We start from the raw sequence: 16,425 nt of genomic DNA, 5'->3' as shown, positions 1-16,425 counted from the left end.
CGAGTCACCCAGATCGCAGTAGAGTCAGCTCTAGACGAAGAAGTTCAAGCTTATCTATCAGAGATTCAAGGGATCGACCTCGACGTTCAGGCTACTATCAACGGATCCTTGATACCCAGTACGGCAGGATACTCAGCTGTCCGTTCCCAAACTACGGAAAGGGAATGCAGGCCGAGAGTGGCAGATTTAGAGCGTTACCAACGAGCCCTTGGCAGCCTGCTAGAGTTTGCCTAGGGCTGTATGTCATGGGCTTATCGCTTCGAGATCTGCAAGAAGCTCTCTATGAGATCCTGGGTGCAGTCTTATCCGTGAATGCCATTAACCGGATTACACTTAAAGCCCAGAAGCAGATGCTCCAAGTCGTCAGACTCGTCTTGAGAAAACCCTTTTATTTGATTGTTGATGGGGTTTGGCGAGTGTTCAATGTGCGTCTGAAGACTTTGGGAAGACCAAGCTGGGCATATTCGGAAACTACGCCGTGCGGAAGACAGAGTCATCTTAGTGGCCATGGCGATATGGCCAAATGGGACACAAACTGTTCTCCATTATGAAATTGCTGTCCAAGATCTGAGGCAGCTTGGCTACTGTTCTTTGAGCACCTGCGGCAACGAGGATTGCAAACCCATTTGGTGAAGCTGATTGTGAGTGATGGCACCACTGGGCTACCTAAGGTAATTCGCGCTCTGTTTCCCTCGCGCAACATCAACGGTGCATTACCATAAGGTTCGAGCGATGCTCCGGCATTTGGGCTATGAGCATTGCCACACCTGGATGCTCAAGGACAAGAACTGTCCCACTCTGAAGCCAAGAAGCTGCGGTATTCACAAATTAAACACGATGCCTATGCTATCTATAAAGCGCCAGACTGGAAGAAGCTATTGTTGCGTTGCTCGTGTTGCACAGAAATGGACAGACCTTGAACCCGATGCGGTCAGAACCTTTACCAAAGATTTTGCCCTGACCTTGAGTTTCTATGATTTGATGAATCCATTCATTCGCTGATTCGTACTTCCAATGCGCTAGAACGGTTGTTCCGAGAATTCCGAACCAAGCTGATGAGATTGGTGCTTTCCCTAATGAGGAGAGCTGTTTAGCGATTTTCTTCCTCGTCTCACGCAGAGATCATGCCAAGCATGATCGTCTCAATAACCATGGCGAATAAATCGGGACACTAACGAAAAATCTTCATCCTTATTGCTGATGGCAGGTTTGAGGATTCTTGATTGAATAAAGATATAGATATAACGACTTTTTCACTGGTTTTATCATCTCTTTTTAACTACATCCCAGCTGGGATCCAACTATGTTTCGCCACCTCATACCAAATTCCTTGTTAACTCCAATCTTGGTCAGCACCCTTGCACTCATCAGCTTTCAGCCTACTTTCGCTCGGCCTAATAATCTTTCCCAGATTCATTCTTCTTCGATTGGTTTTTCTGAAGAGGGTCAATCCCAGAAATATTTGATGGATGGTATCCAAAAAGCTCTAAGTGGAGATTATCCAGGGGCAATAGAAGCGTATGATCTGGCACTTCAGTTGACACCTAACAATGCGGAAGTGTATTACAACCGAGGAGTAGCCTTTTTCTCGATTGGTCATGCTGATAATGCCCTTATAGATTTTGATCGTGCTATTGCCATAACCCCTTCAATGGCAGAAGCCTACGGTAATCGTGGCACGATTAAATTACAAATGGGGGAAACCCAAAGTGCCCTATCTGATTTTCAGAAAGCCGCTGAATTATTTGGGGAGCAACAAGATCATACTTCAGTGGAAATAATGCGGGGATTGATTCAAGAACATACAATGCAATCTCAATAACTTAGAAATACTCCATTCTGATGGTTATTCCCGCTACAAATACAAAGATTGTTATCTCTTAAAACCAACCATTAATCACAACCATCATTTACACACTCGCTCATCTATGAGGGAGGAGATTGCCCACCCCTAAAATTATCAACCCAACTTAGGGAAACAGGTTAGATCCTTTGGTTACCCTCCTCAGATTTTGATATTGGGGTATACCCCCCCCTTGAGCCTAGAGCGGATCGCACCCCTATAAGATATTGGCCCCAATATCTATGTTGAACTGCATCCGCCAGGTCTGTCTTTGGCCCGACGTCTCCATCCCAAGCATCCCTTGCCCGGACCATACATTGACCTCATCTATGATCGATATCAGTCGCTTGCGTTTCTCCCAGCTCTCATCTTTCTCCCAGAGATGACCTTGGATGGTCGTTTCAGGACAGCGTTTCATCATCAGTACCTTCCCTTTCTGATATTTCGAACCCGGTTCATAGATGCACTCCATCGCATTACAGACGGCTTCTACACTTGCCGGGATGTCATTGGTGGCAATGGAGAGTATGTTCAAGATCTGTTAATCACCTCCAAAACTGCAATACTCCAAATTCAGGCATAGTTCAAGATAGTGCAACCATCAGTGTTACTCTGGCATCCTGAAGATGAAACCTTGCCCAATGGAGTATTGAACCATGCCACAACCGTTTTTGCTGAGTCGGCTACTGCTGCAATTTGACAGTGAGGATGACGAACTAATCCAAGAACTATCGGCAATGACATTGAGCACTGATGGTAGTCTCTGGGTTGCTTCTGATGAATTCCTTACCCTAGAGCGGCTTTCTCCGATTGAACCACACGTATATGGCAATCATCAGCAGTTTGAAATTGCCAATTACATTGACCTTTTCAACTCAGAAGATGAAATCGATATAGAAGGCATGGACTATGTTGAACCTTATCTCTGGTTCACGGGTTCTCATAGTAAAAAGCGAGGTAAAACCAAAGGCAAGAAACCTGAGAAAGATATTAACAATCTCGCTGAGGTAAAAACTGACTTAAATCGCTACCTAATTGCCCGCATTCCTGTCTTTCAAGGAGAACCCCTCAAGTCTTGCTCCCATCCTACCGATCCTGAACGAACGGTCTCAGCCGCCGCTGTGCAAACTACAGAGACTAGTAACCAACTCATCGAAGTTTTGCAAGGTGATCCACACTTAGGACCGTTCATTGAAATGGACATTCCCAGTAAAGAGAATGGACTAGATATTGAAGGCTTGGCTGTTTGTGGAGACAAGCTGTTTTTGGGATTACGGGGTCCCGTTCTGCGAGGTTGGGCGATCATCCTAGAGATTGAAGTACAAGATGATGAACCAGGGGTATTAACCCTGAAAGAGATTGGTGAAAATGGTGAGAAATACAAGAAACACTTTGTCAATCTCAATGGTTTAGGCATTCGGGAACTGTGTCTTCGAGGGGAGCATCTAATTATCTTGGCAGGTCCCACGATGGATTTAGAAGGAGCGATGCAGGTCTTCCAGCTCAAGAACATTCTTGATCACTCTGGGAATACGCTCTGGGACCAATCGGCTGATACTTTAGAGCTGCTATTCAACCTGCCATTTACGATTGGCAGTGACCACGCAGAGGGCTTAGCACTGCTACCCTGTTTAGGTCAGGCTGAAGCTCTTGCAATAATATACGATTCCCCGAATTCAAATAGAAGGGTGCAGCCTCATTCTATTCTTGCGGATGTTTTCAGATTGGACTAAAAAGTGCCATTTAAGGAGTCAAGTCATTTAATCATTGCCCATTTCTTACGACTTCTGGTTTTTACCAACTGAATCTTAGGAAGTTGGTTTGTAATTAGATAGCTCTGCCGAATGACCAGACCACAGCCGATAATATAATATCGGTCGCAGCAAATGAGCACGATCATTAAATTGATCCACTAATGCCTTTACTAGGGTAATCTTGCCAATACCACTGCAACAGTTAATGGTGCCAGTGGTAATAAATGAAGTGATGGTTGTCAATACGAAACCAGTTCAGCCAACAAGTTTTTCTTGCTCAATGTAGTTACAGGCTGAAAGGCCAGCGGGAGCATCCCGATGATTTTAACATGTTGAGCTTCTAGAAAATAGTTGGGTTACCTGTAAACACTGCCACAGCGTACTTTGAGGACGGACACATACTAGACCATGGGGTCTGAAGTTCCCGGAGTTGGCAATTATATCTCTATGGTCTTGAAAGCTTCTCTCTATAAAGGAATCCGTTAGTAGTGGTTAGCCATTTCTTTAGGAGGTTGCCAATGTGATCTGCATCTAGTTTGAGGTGGTCAAATGCAATGTAACCATCCGGTCGAATGAGAAGCGCTCTCCCGGTTTCAAATCCTAATCGAGTCTCAAAATCACCGCGATAATCGACCAAGGTACTGACCCCAAAGTCATGTAGCTCAGGTAAGCCATTGTTCAGCACAATATGGATCTGCAGACCGTCTCTCTCGTACTTAGTGATTTGTTCAATCGTTGAGCGCATATTCTGAGCCTGATCAGGATCAATGAACAATAGCAGTGTATACCCCGGAAATATCAGTAGTTCGTTGTATAAACGGACCACTTCGTGCTGAGATGTCATCAAAGCCATATCCGGCATTCGGGCTCCTGCCATCTCCCCACTACCAGTGTTATAACGAATCCCCAAACCGGACAGGTTATTGGCCAAGTTTTTCTGAATCAGCGGCATTGGAATCAGTAGGCGAAAGAGGAGTTCTCGGAGCGATCGCAACAATGGCTGACGTACCAATAAACTCCGCAACAGAAAATCGCTGGTCCGCAGAACCTTTTTGCCAATGGGATGACGTTCAGTATGGTAGGTGTCCAGCAGCGTGTCTGGGGCTTGCCCTTTGATCACAAGACCCAGCTTCCAGCCCAGATTGAAGGCGTCCTGAACACCTGTATTCAATCCCTGGCCACCAGCAGGACTGTGGGTATGAACCGCATCTCCGCCCAAGAAAACGCGACCAGAGCGGTACTGAGAGACTAGTTTCAGGGAGGCTCCCCAGCGGGTTAGCCATACTGGGTCGCTCAGTTCTACCTGCTTTTCCAAGATAGCGCTGATGGATTCCTGGAGTTCGGCTAACGATAAATCTCGCTGCTTGGGATCATCTTGGTACTTGCGATCAATCGTAACAATACGGTGGGAACCGTCATCAAAGGGAACGATGAATGCCAAACCGCGATCGTTGGAGTGTTGCTCGGTTCCGCCCTCAGCATGGTGGCCGTGTAGGTGGACATCACCTAAAAACGCAGTCCAGTCATAAGCAGAACCTTGAACAGGGAGGTCGAGAATTTGACGGATACGGCTGTTGGCCCCATCAGCCCCAACCAGATACTGAGATTCAACCTCAAAGCGACCATTCTCTCGTTCAATGATACTGCGGATGCCATCAGGGGTTTCCGTGAACTGAATTAGCTCAGACGATCGCTCCACTTCGACTCCCAGCTCATTGAGGCGGCGCTCCAGAATCGCTTCGGTTTCGGCCTGTGGCAAAATCAGAATAAACGGAAATCGAGTGTCGAGACCATACATATTGGCCCGTAGCGGCTCCCTGGCGTTAGCACTGAAATCAATCCCAGGCGAAGTATAGCCGCGCTGCACCATCTCATCAGCGACGCCAAGAATATCCATAAATTCCAAGGTACGAGCATGAACCACTAGGGCTTTACTACGGGTTGACGGCTGGCTGCGGCGCTCCATAATGCGAACGTTGACGTGCCGTCGAGCCAATTCGATGGCGGTGGTTAATCCAGTCGGGCCAGCGCCTGCGATTAAAATGTCTGTCGTCTGAATCATAGTGAAATCTCCTGAATAATAACGGTGAGCAAAGGAAGACTCTAACGATGTAAAGCGAGATTTTTTTATGCTGGCTTAAAGTTGATGGAATAAGATGTCAACTCACTCAGTGGGTCATCTTGAGTGATGAAGCCAATGTAGTTGTCAGGTCTGAGCAATACACTAAATGGCTGATCTATTCCAAATGCTTTTGCCACAGGCGTCGAAAGGGGTAAAGCATGGTGGTCTATTAGAAGGCCATACGCCTGCTTAATTTCCTTGCTAATCGATTGATCCTCGTGCTCGTTGGAAAACGTTAGTAGGTGAAACATTGGCTTATGCAAGTCGTCATAGATGCTTTGGCCTTTGAGCAAAAAGTAAGGCATGCGATCGCCTGCCTTAACCTTAGAGTTCAGATCGTCTACAGCATGACTTAACGCGCTGTCTGGATAGCTAATCCCTGTCTGAGAGATCAGCGAAAACAGTCCTCTTTGCACAACATCAATATTGAAGATATGTTTGGCTAACGGAGGCAGCACAGTAGTTCGGATTAGGCTAACCAGCCAGTTTGAACCTGCTTCAAATTCAAAAAACTGGTCGGTGGTCTCTACCAAATTTTTGGCGTTTTCTAGCCGCTCCTGGTTATAAGTTTCCAGCAGTGACTCATCCGAGTAGCCCTTGAGGACAAATGCCAGCTTCCAGGCAAGATTGTAGGCGTCTTGGATACCCGTATTCATGCCCTGTCCCCCTGCAGGGGTATGGATGTGGGCCGAGTCCCCGGTCAGAAAACAGCGACCTGGGGAAAATTGCTCCACCCGACGAGTATGGACACGGTAAGAGGAGTACCAGTTCACGCCTAGAATGTCTAAGGATAAACCTGTGAGCCCCTTGACTCGCTCTTCTAGATCCGTTGCATCCATCTCCAGTTCCTCAGGTGATGCTTGCTCCGGTAGATTACCGAGAATCCGCCAGCATCGATCACCCGCCATTGGGAAGAAAAAGATAAACGAGTCGCGGCCCAGACAAGCATGGAGGGTGTTGTGATCTAATTCCCAGTCAATCTGAGTATCGGCCACATAGAAAAGCCGTTCCAACGTATCGCCAATAAAGTCAAAGCCCAAGGTGTTCCTGACGACACTACTGGCTCCGTCACAGCCCACTAGATATTTTGCTTCAATGGTGTGAGCCTCGCCGTCTTTCGGTTGTACAACCGCCGTAACGCCATTGTTGGTCTGGGAAAATTGTTCGAGAGTGGTGTTCCACAGTACCTCTTTCTGATGGCGCTGGAGGTAGTCGTAGAGGATCTGCTCATTTTTGCTTTGCTCTAGAACCAGCATGTAAGGGTAAGCGCTGATGCCTTCCCCCATCGTTGATAGGTCAGGCCCATCGTGAATGGTGCCCCCGGTGATTAATTTGACCTGCTCGGCAATGGTCCCCTGTTCTATGGCCTGCTTGGCTAGGCCAAGCTGCTCATAAATTTCTAAAGTGCGGGCATGGACGCCAAGCGCTTTAGATAGCGCGGTGACGCCTTCATTCTGCTCAACGATGATGAAGTCGATGCCGTGTCTGATGAATTGACAGGCCAATGATAGTCCGGTGGGACCAGCGCCGATAATGATTACGTCGGTTTTCACGGTTTTCCTCCTTTTGGGTTCGTAGTAAAAGTTTTTGGCGAATGGGGTGATTGGATTAACTGCGTTTGTAGCTGATTCACTGTTCACTCAGCATTCAAGAAACGGAAGGGAACTGGAGGTCTATGTAGCGCTAGCTGTCACTTCAGCCGCAAATGGTAGAGGATAACGAAGTGCTAGAACGTCACCCTCTAGGTTGTTTGCATCCAAGAAGTGAAGCACCTCTGGTTCAATATTTGGCTGAGAAATTGCTACAAATCGCTGCACCATAGACACGACTGAGCAGGCTACGGCAAGCTGCACAAGCGCTTTTGGTTTATAGTGACTCAGCACTGGCTCTACAAATCGCTTGGGTGTCATTAATGGCATTTGAGCCGAGAGCCAAGCTAGTTTCAGTGCTGCTTTCTCCTGGGAATTAAATAGTCCTCGTTCATTGCCTCGACTCGTGGCAACCGCAAAACAGCGGCGAATCCGTTCAACAGCTCGGTCTTTGTCTACAGCAACATGATGGGCCATGTAGCTTTCAACCGCTGCTAAGTAGGCGTGGTCCTTGGCAATGGCACTTACCCGCGCCATCAAATGCTTCAGCTCCGCATCAATCAGCGTATGGTCCCGATTCCCCATCAGCTCACCGTAGAGAGTGGCATGGTGCTTTCGTAGCGGTTCAGGCCACTGCTGAATCCAGGCCGGGAAGAGACCGAATTCCCGCTGTGTATAATCTTCTAGATTTGCGATCACTGAGTTGTACTTGACCAGCATTTCCTCAATGGAAGGGCCTTCGGTGGGAATCTCATAGTCCAAATTGGATGGATTTGAGCCTTGAACCGCATGTCGTCCCGTCTCTATTCCAGCCTGATCCTGTGCCTGCTGTGCCCACTCGCCCTCAATCTCTAGGCCCATCAGATCATTGAAGACATTGAGAAAGCCAAAGGCCGAAACCATCATCTCCACGCCTGTAATGTATTGCTGACCGCGCTGTGGATCGGGTGATAGCCCCTGAATGTTTTGGAGAGTTTCAGGCTGAACTTGATTACGGGTGGCATCGGCAGCAAGGTTTGCGATCGCAAGTTCCAATTCTCCAAACGGATTGCCTTCATCAGCCTCACCCGCCTGGGCCTGCTTCAGTTGTTGAATAATGGATAGAGATTGCGCTCCGCCAGTGGCTGCACTATGAACCTGGCAGTAGGAGCAGCCGTGAGCATTGGATGTGGAATACCCCACAGAAAACATATTCAGTGGCCCTAATCCTTCCTTGCCGTAGCCCACTGCTGAAAAGTTGTGGCAGTAGACGAACAGTTTATAAGCTTCGGGCCAGTGATGGAGATAGGCAAATGTATTGGGCCAAAACCCAAAAAATGCTTTGTAAAAGCGCAGAATCGGCAGGGCTTCTGGATCTGTATCGCGGCTACCGTCGCTTTGGGGGATATACGCTCGCAGGGGCTGGTCCATTGCGCCTTCGGCTAGCTCAGTGTCAGAGAGCGAGTCAAACCCTAGCTCACGGCTTTGAGTAGTCTGCATTAGCTTTGAGAATCGCTGAGTTTCCTGAAGCTGCTCTAAATCCTCAGCGCCACCGATGTGATAGTCGCCCAAGAAAATTTGGGGAACTGTGAGTGCTCCGCTGAAGTATACCGCCGCACTCATATTGCGCGAACTGGTGGTTACATCATAATCTTGTCGATTCGGTATTCCGTCCAGAATGGCCTTAGCGCGATCGCAATAGGGACATCCTGGCTGAGTAAATATAGATAGGGTTGTAGTCATTACAAAGCTCCTTGCTATTTTTGTCTAAATGACCGAACGGTCTGTTCTATTCAAGTCCACCTCAATTCTGATTAGCCGCTTTGTGAGTAAAGAGTCGGGGATTTGAATGATGACAACAGCAAAAGGTCGAATGAAAACTCCAACCACTCACTCTTATTTGAGTCTACTGACGGGATGTTGCGAGCACCTATCTCCGTTGTATGACTAAACCGTTCGGTCATATTCTTGTAATACATCAAAATATCGGTTATTGTCAAGATGACCGTACAGTTCAGTCAAAAAAATTGCGATGCAGTCAATTGATGCCGTTGATGTTGAAACCCCAAAAGTTCAGCAGATCTTAAAGGGGGCACGAACCGCCTTCCTTGAGTTGGGGTATGAAGGGGCGAGTACCGATGAGATTGTCCGGCGGGCGGGCGTTTCGAAGGGAACGCTGTATAACTATTTCTCGGATAAGCAGACACTGTTTACCACCTTTATTGAAGGTGAATGTCGTAAGCAGGCCAACCGAGTGTTTAAGCTCGAAGGACAACCAAAAGATATTGAAGCAACGCTGAGGGAGTGTGCTCTGGATTTTGTCAAACTGCTCCTGTCGCCTTCTATGCAGGGTATTTATCGGTTAGCGATCGCAGAGGCTCAGCGTTTCCCTGATCTAGCTCGGATCTTCTACGACTCTGGTCCAGACTTAGGTGCTCGTAGGCTCTCTCAATTACTGGCTGGAGCTGTAGCTCGGGGTGAACTCATAATTGATGATATCGAGCTAGCGGCCCATCAATTCGACCAACTTTGCAAGGCAGATATTTTCTACAAGAGTCTATTCCAGGTTAGGCGTTCTTTTCCTCAAAAGGAAATTGACCGGATTGCTAACGGAGCAGTTGATGCTTTTCTACGGGCCTATCGCCCTTGAGTAGAGAGCGATCAAAACTGGGGGAAGTCATGCAGGGTAAGATTTTCAGTCCCCAAAACACATGTATCTAAGAGAGACTGCTTAGATAAGTAATCTACAGCCATAGCCAAGGCTTTGGGGTTCACACCAATCGACTTAATCCTTGCCTGGTAAGTGTCGTTCTAAAGGCGCAATATCAAAGTTTCCCCCGGTTTTGATCACTCTCCAAGAAGAGGCACGATCGCAAAAGCTCTACTCCTGGAGTCAAGATACTCCGCTTATGCCGTGGGATTATCGGAAAAGCCAGAACTCTATTCAGAAAACACTACAACAGGGACTCGTTTATAGGCAGGCTTACCCGAGCGTGGCTCAATACTTGCTTTCATGAGGAGGTTGGCTTCAGGATAAAACATCAATGCTGCCCCTCCCCGAACATCACCAATGATAATTTCGATATTGTCAAGCTGACCTGCATCTCCACGAACTTTTACACACTGATGTTCGGACCATCCGAGCTGTTGTACGTCACCAGGATTCATCAAAATACAGGACCGATGAGGGATGCCTCTATAGCGATCACCCTCTTTGTAAACCACCGTATTGTGCTGAGAATAGCTGCGTCCAGTCATTAAGGCTACAACAATCGATGGTGTGTTGGGTGCTATCCCAAAGGCTTGAGGGGTGGGCAGGGACAGAGCTGGTAAAGGCGTCACCTGCATTTGAGCCTTGCCAGTTCGGGTGGGAAATCTGGGTTCTACGAAAATACGTCCTGAAATGGTGAATTCTTCTTGGGTCTGATCAATCTCACCTATTTTTTCGTATCCGTGACCGATTTTCATAGCCTCGGCATGTAAGTAACCATTTGCTTCGGCACCTTCCGATAAAAAAATATCGGCATCAAAATCAGCAGGTCAGAAGGTGTCCCTTTATCTCAATCAAATAGCATTAGTTTTGCCTAAATCATTCATAACACGAAAAGCTGAGTGAGGTTTAATCATCAGTCATTTCCTCCTGTTTTTTAGCCTTCGATTTTCCAGAGGTTTCATTTTTGGATGTTGCATCCGTCTTATTCTCCTGTTGTTTAGTAGATAGAGCAGGGTTATCGTCCTCCTTTTGGGATGTCAATTTACTGGTCAGTTTCCGCATGGATTCACCTCGGAGTGGAACCTTCATCGCATCATGGACAATGCGGTCGAGAATGGCATCGGCCAGCGTCGGATCTTGAATCTGTGGATGCCATTGTTCAATGGGTATCTGAGTGGCGAACAGACACGATGCTTTACGAAACCGCTCGTCTAAGACATCGAGAATCTCCCTGGCCTCATAAAGAGATAGGGGATCTCGGAGCCATTCATCAAGAACCAATAGATCGAAGGCCGCTAATTGCTTGCGCAGCTTAGGATAAGACCCATCGGCTTTAGTGAGTTTCAGCTCCAGAAGTAGATCAGCCGTTTTGATATAGCGCACGCTATGGCCTTGCTTGCACAGATGATTGGCAAGGACCGACGCCAAGAAAGATTTCCCCACTCCGGTGGAGCCCAGAAAAATCAATGACAACTTCTCTTGAAGCCAATGGCCTTGGGCAAACTCAAGGAACTGGATCTTTTTCAGTCCTCTGGGGACATCAAAATCCACCGCATCGAGGGTGGCGTGCACTGGTAGTCGCGCTTGCCTGAGTCGGCGCTGCATCCGTTGGTTTTGTCGTCGGATGTATTCACGCTCCACCATCAAAGCCAGTCGTTCATCGAAGGACAGGTCATGATAGGTGGGCAACGCCTGCTGTTCTCGCCAAGCCTCCAAGAGGCCCGTGAGCTTCATGTGTTGTAGCTGTTCAATCATTGCTTGCATCGTTATCTCTCCCTACGTCGCTTGATAATATTCAGACCCTCGGAGATTGGCATGGTGAAGGGGAACCACCTGATGCTCCTCACCCGGTAATGGGTCTGATTCGAGTTTGTGTTTGAGCATGGAATCGAGATAGCGTCGGCCCACCATGCCCAAAGCATTGGCTCGTTTGCAAGCCGCTTCCAATCGCTCTGGGCCATAGGCTGTATTGAGAGATTGGACCCCTCGAAGGGTCCGAAAGGCTTGTTCGTCATAGCGTTTCTTATCCAAAATGTCCGTTACTTGTTGTTGGGTGGCTGGACCGACTTGTTCGGCCCACGCCAGAAACTTCTTTCGTGTTTGGGTCTTATAGGCCCAATGCTCTGGCGGCATATGCCCTTCTTCGGTGGAATGGCTAAACGGAACCCGTGAACGCTGATGCACGGCAATGCGTTGATGGTCATGGAAGATCTGCACTAAGGATTCCGTGATCTTGACCATTACGCTTTTGCGTACATACTCATAAGGGACTGAATAGTAATGGCGTTCGAATTCAACGTGATAATCCAGATGAACTTTGGCTTTCTTCCAATCCGCATACTCAAAAGTCTGGGATGGCAAGGGTTTAAGTTCAGGTTGATCCACTTGCTCAAAACGCTCACGACGCGATTGCCCATACTCGCGCATCGTCCGCTGATTGAGTTTCTCGAGTCCTTGGTTAAGGGCTTGGTTGAGCTGGGTGAAACTGGTGAAGGGCTGATCTCGCAATGGAGCGAGAATTTGACGCTCCACTTGCTGCACTGCATTCTCCACTTTGGCTTTATCCCGAGGGGCTTTCGGCCTGGCGGGTAGGATAATCACGTTGTAGTGTTCGGCAAAGTCTTGATAGGTGCGGTTAATCCCAGGTTCATAGCGACACGGGTCTGTCACTCCAGATTTGAGATTATCTGGAATAATGGCGGCCGGCACGCCTCCAAAGAAGGCCAAGGCCCGCTGATGGGCACCAATCCAGTTGTCTAATGCTTGGCTAGCGAGGGCTTCAACATAGGTGTAGCTACTTGCTCCCAAACACGCGACGAAGATTTGAGCTTGGGTGAGTTCACCTGTCTCTAGATTCAGTATGGGCATGGTCATCCCACTAAAATCTACGAATAGCTTGTCCCCGCCTTTGTACACTTGTCGCATCGACAGGTTCTGGCGTTTTTTCCATTGCCGATAGCGACGACAAAAGCCCCCATAGCTGTACTGCCAGTCCCCTCGCTCTTTCCCTTCCATCCATAAAAGTCCGAGAGTGACCCCTTTGCGTTGTAATTCCCGATGGACGCTCTCGAAATCGATGGTCTGCTGTTGTTTATTCCGCTTGCGATATCCTTTACCCAAAAGTGCCTGAATTTCGCTATCACTCAGGTTCTCAAGCTTGTCATAGTCTAGAGAATGGGCTTGTGCCCGTTTGATATAGTCTTGCACCGTAGAGCGGGCAGTCAAGCAACTGCGTGCGATCTCAGATTGGTTGTAGCCCAGATTATGAAGGCGTAATATTTCTCGAAATTTCACCATTGGTATTAGTTGTCCCTGACGTTTAATGGCCATTGCTGTCCTCTATCACTTGTTCTGCTGAATCAGCAGAAGTGTAAGACAGCGCATCTCTTACGAGGGACTTACCTACCGAAAATGCTGTTTTAAGGTGCCGAAGCTAATGGTCAATCTGTTGCCGAACTATCGGGTTTAAGTATTGCCGAAGATCAGGTCATTTTGCAATCCGGGAATGGTTTGGGCGATCAGTTGCCGAACGTAGCAGGTTTCTTGCAGTCTTCGCCAATCCACCGGAGAACTACCATGCAACCGATGAGCCAGCTCTGTTAAAAATTCGACCTCTGAGATCAGGTCTGCATTCTTTAGATGTGTTTTGCCTTCATCATTGAGCCTGACGAAGTTATTCCCAGACTCAGTGGTGGTTTTGTGAGGATTCTCAAACCGGGCATAGACCGGAAAAATTAGGGTATTCTTGGCAGCATGACCGTGAAAATGACCCAGATTGGGCTTAGTGGCCAAGTAGATAATGGTATCAATTTGGCTCAAGGCCCGTTTGGCTTGAACTAAATCAGGGTTCGCGGCATATAGATTTCCACCTAAACATAGCAGGGTATCCACTTGACCTACTGCTGCAGCTTCAATCAGCGCACGGGCATCATAGCCGGGTTCTCGTTTGAGAGAACGCTCCAATAGTTTCTCTAAGGCTTCCCGAATTTCCGTTTTCAAACGAACGGTCACACCCATCGACCCAAACCCCTGGACGTTGGAATGACCACGGATGGGCATCAATCCTGCCCCTAACTTACCCACATTCCCAGTCATCAAGGCGGTGTTGGCAATACTGAAGATGGTATCGACGCTGTTGGTCTGTTGGGTGACGCCCATGGCCCAGGCAAAGACGACGCGATCACACTGATGGATCATCTCAGTCGCGGTTTCAATTTCGTCTTTGGAAATGCCACAGGTGTTGATCAGGGTATCCCAATCCGTCGCTTTGACCTGCTCAACCACATCCTGCCAATGTTCTGTATAGGACTGCAGATAGTCGTACCTAACCCAATCCCGCTCTAGCAGGACTTTTTGAATACCCATGAATAGTGCTAAATCACTACCTGGAATGGGCTGTAGGAATAAGGAAGAAATCTTTGACCCTTGGACCAGGGATGATAGTGGAAAGGCTGGAGAGCCAAATTTGATCAACCCCACTTCTCGTAGGGGATTGATTACAATCACTGTCCCTCCGCGCTCGTTCAGCTTGATCAACTCATTCATCAACCGGGGATGGTTTGCGGGAGCATTTGAACCCACTAAAACAATGCCATCAGCTTGCTGCAAACTCTCCAAACTCACCAGGGAGGTACCCGTCCCAAAGACGGTGCTTAAGCTTACGGATGAAGGGGCGTGGCATAGGTCAGAACAGTCCGCAAGATTATTCGACCCTAAGGCCCGGATCATTAATTGCAACAGATAAGCGGCTTCATTCGAGGAGCGACCAGAACTATAGGACGCAACCCGATGTGAAGGTTGTCTAAAGGCTGTCTCAGCGATCTGATAAATCTCTTCCCATAAAATAGGTTCAAAGTGAGACCTTCCGGTTCGATAAATCACTGGAAAACTCAGCCGACCCAAGCGGTCACACTCCATCGAGGTGAGTGTCTGCAGATGGTCTAGAGAATATTCTTCAAAGAAGTGGGGTTTCACCCCCGGTTGGAGTTCCGAGGCGATGGCCTCCAAGCTTTTCACACATCGTTGCAAGGGTTCCTCAAGCTCGTTCATAAAAGCGCCTTTTTGCCCACCCGTGCCCCAGGCACAAGATAGACAAGCACTCTTATGCATCAGTTTTTTCCAAATTTGAACACCCTTGGGGGATGCCATCTTATCGACCCAATACCTGACGAGGGGCATCCCACCGCCCATTTTCGGAATGTGGGTTGAGGAGGTATTTAGCTCCGTCACTCTATCTGAGGTTTTGAAGCTTTGACTACCGGACATTTTTTGCTCTGCCATATTCTACTGCTCCTTGAGATTCCCAAGGTTTACTGAGACGACAGCTGGAATGATCCTTCTTGTTTAATCAAAACACTCTGTTAGGTTGATATCTCACCTGGCGCAGATGCACAATCAGAACCTATTGATACCAAACCCCTCACTATCTCTGCAGTATCCCATAACCGAGGTGAATGAGTATCAGTCTAATGATTTCGGGTTTTAATCTAAATAGCCTTAAATATTAGCTTGTTAACCTAATATCACATGCAAATTTTGCTGAGTTTTCTTACCCTGCATTAGTTTGAGGGAACTAGAGCAGCGACCATTGACTGATTTGGTGAATGTCATTCAGTGTATGTTTCATTGGGTATGGAAACAGCCCATGAGTTTTATCAAATTCAGATCTTCTCCATTCTCAATAATTCGATATTTTCCCAATAGGCTGGACCTTCTTGCCCCCATTGGATCAAATCCACGAATTTCCAATGCTTTACCCCCTTTCCATGCTCTTTTTGACTGAAAGAGCATGTAGAATCAGCCCATGAAACAGGATCGGTTTGGACAAACCTCGATTTAACGGATTCTGAGGTCTATTAGAATTCAAGTCTACTGAGAGTTTCGAGAACTACCAGCTTCTCAGATGTCAATCATGATGAGTTGTCAAAGAATGCTTTTATCCAGAGTTGTTCCGGCTATTCTACTGGATCGAAGCAACCCCAGAAGATCGGCAGTTTTTAGTGGCGTTAGAATAGCGCCATTCAATAGATAACGATGTTAGTCAAATTGTTATGCAGCCCGACAATGACAAAATTGATGATGCCGTTCTCGCTTTGTTAGCCCTCAACATTCATAATGAAACAGAGCAGGGTGCTCGCAGTTGGAAAGGGCACGATTGGGACGCTCTTAATCGGTTACACCACAAAGGGTGGATCAGTGACCCTGTCAACAAGGCCAAATCTGTCATCCTGACACCTGAAGGACTAGAGAGAAGCCGAGAGCTATTCAAACAGCTATTTACAAATGAGGCCGCATCATAAAGCCCATCCTTCAGTTGTGGACCAACCTTTGTAACCTTTGCCATTAAAGCTGTAGGCTTTCCAGGGTTGCACGCCTGGAGCAGCTATGGGATTCTTGATGACAAGTGATGTCCGGTCTTTTTCCAG

Annotated in this window: 11 protein-coding genes and 3 pseudogenes; 6 read left to right on the top strand and 8 right to left on the bottom strand. The window is 47.7% G+C overall.

Annotated elements, in window-relative coordinates:
* The first annotated feature begins 245 nt into the window (after window positions 1–245).
* The 3 genes and pseudogenes from ON05_RS37060 to ON05_RS37055 all read left to right on the top strand — a co-directional run bounded on the left by ON05_RS37060 (window position 246) and on the right by ON05_RS37055 (window position 1,822).
* Window positions 246–551 carry a hypothetical protein gene (locus tag ON05_RS37060; protein WP_262562752.1) on the top strand — a complete coding sequence of 102 codons (306 nt, stop codon included), beginning with the start codon at window positions 246–248 and terminating at the stop codon, window positions 549–551.
* Window positions 552–578: 27 nt separating this feature from the next.
* A pseudogene (locus ON05_RS38945) lies at window positions 579–722 on the top strand (transposase); the annotation flags it as partial.
* 581 nt (window positions 723–1,303) lie between these two features.
* Window positions 1,304–1,822 (top strand): tetratricopeptide repeat protein, encoded by a 519-nt coding sequence (locus ON05_RS37055; RefSeq protein WP_010478264.1) that lies wholly within the window; start codon window positions 1,304–1,306, stop codon window positions 1,820–1,822.
* A gap of 238 nt (window positions 1,823–2,060) precedes the next feature.
* Here the strand turns inward: ON05_RS37055 and ON05_RS37050 are convergent, their stop codons facing one another.
* Window positions 2,061–2,378, bottom strand: coding sequence for a hypothetical protein (locus ON05_RS37050; RefSeq protein ID WP_010478266.1), 318 nt, complete (start codon window positions 2,376–2,378; stop codon window positions 2,061–2,063).
* Between the two features lie 121 nt (window positions 2,379–2,499).
* Between ON05_RS37050 and ON05_RS37045 the strand changes: the two genes are divergently transcribed.
* The gene (locus ON05_RS37045; RefSeq protein ID WP_010478268.1) at window positions 2,500–3,576 is read left to right on the top strand and encodes a DUF3616 domain-containing protein; all 1,077 of its coding nucleotides are present in this window, start codon (window positions 2,500–2,502) and stop codon (window positions 3,574–3,576) included.
* Between the two features lie 466 nt (window positions 3,577–4,042).
* Here ON05_RS37045 and ON05_RS37040 read toward each other — a convergent pair whose 3' ends face one another.
* The 3 genes from ON05_RS37040 to ON05_RS37030 form a co-directional block, all read right to left on the bottom strand.
* On the bottom strand, window positions 4,043–5,659 hold the full coding sequence (locus tag ON05_RS37040) for an FAD-dependent monooxygenase (RefSeq protein ID WP_010478271.1): 1,617 nt from the start codon (window positions 5,657–5,659) through the stop codon (window positions 4,043–4,045).
* A 65-nt stretch (window positions 5,660–5,724) separates the two neighbouring features.
* Entirely contained in the window at window positions 5,725–7,272 is a 1,548-nt protein-coding gene (locus ON05_RS37035; RefSeq protein ID WP_262562751.1) for an FAD-dependent monooxygenase, read from the bottom strand.
* A 120-nt stretch (window positions 7,273–7,392) separates the two neighbouring features.
* Window positions 7,393–9,030: a glutaredoxin domain-containing protein gene (locus tag ON05_RS37030; protein WP_010478275.1), complete on the bottom strand. Its 1,638-nt coding sequence runs from the start codon at window positions 9,028–9,030 to the stop codon at window positions 7,393–7,395.
* A gap of 289 nt (window positions 9,031–9,319) precedes the next feature.
* Here ON05_RS37030 and ON05_RS37025 point away from each other — a divergent pair, with 289 nt between their 5' ends.
* The gene (locus tag ON05_RS37025) at window positions 9,320–9,937 is read left to right on the top strand and encodes a TetR/AcrR family transcriptional regulator (protein ID WP_262562753.1); all 618 of its coding nucleotides are present in this window, start codon (window positions 9,320–9,322) and stop codon (window positions 9,935–9,937) included.
* Window positions 9,938–10,227: 290 nt separating this feature from the next.
* On the opposite strand, the pseudogene ON05_RS37020 reads toward ON05_RS37025, so the two are convergent.
* The 4 genes and pseudogenes from ON05_RS37020 to ON05_RS37005 all read right to left on the bottom strand — a co-directional run.
* A pseudogene (locus tag ON05_RS37020) lies at window positions 10,228–10,740 on the bottom strand (molybdopterin dinucleotide binding domain-containing protein); the annotation flags it as partial.
* Between the two features lie 166 nt (window positions 10,741–10,906).
* Window positions 10,907–11,764 carry an IS21-like element helper ATPase IstB gene (gene istB, locus ON05_RS37015; RefSeq protein ID WP_010478281.1) on the bottom strand — a complete coding sequence of 286 codons (858 nt, stop codon included), beginning with the start codon at window positions 11,762–11,764 and terminating at the stop codon, window positions 10,907–10,909.
* A 12-nt stretch (window positions 11,765–11,776) separates the two neighbouring features.
* Complete coding sequence (istA, locus tag ON05_RS37010) at window positions 11,777–13,330, bottom strand: IS21 family transposase (protein ID WP_010478283.1); 1,554 nt, start codon at window positions 13,328–13,330, stop codon at window positions 11,777–11,779.
* 162 nt (window positions 13,331–13,492) lie between these two features.
* Window positions 13,493–15,190 (bottom strand): annotated as a pseudogene (locus tag ON05_RS37005) (FdhF/YdeP family oxidoreductase); the annotation flags it as partial.
* Window positions 15,191–16,050: 860 nt separating this feature from the next.
* Here ON05_RS37005 and ON05_RS37000 point away from each other — a divergent pair.
* Window positions 16,051–16,299, top strand: a complete 249-nt coding sequence (locus ON05_RS37000; RefSeq protein ID WP_010478288.1) for a DUF6429 family protein — start codon at window positions 16,051–16,053, stop codon at window positions 16,297–16,299.
* Window positions 16,300–16,425: the final 126 nt, after the last annotated feature.

Origin of the sequence: Acaryochloris sp. CCMEE 5410 (genome assembly GCF_000238775.2) — a bacterium.
GTDB lineage: Bacteria > Cyanobacteriota > Cyanobacteriia > Thermosynechococcales > Thermosynechococcaceae > Acaryochloris.
The sequence above is the reverse complement of the archived record's forward strand: the minus strand, read 5'-3'. Positions and strand labels throughout refer to the sequence as shown.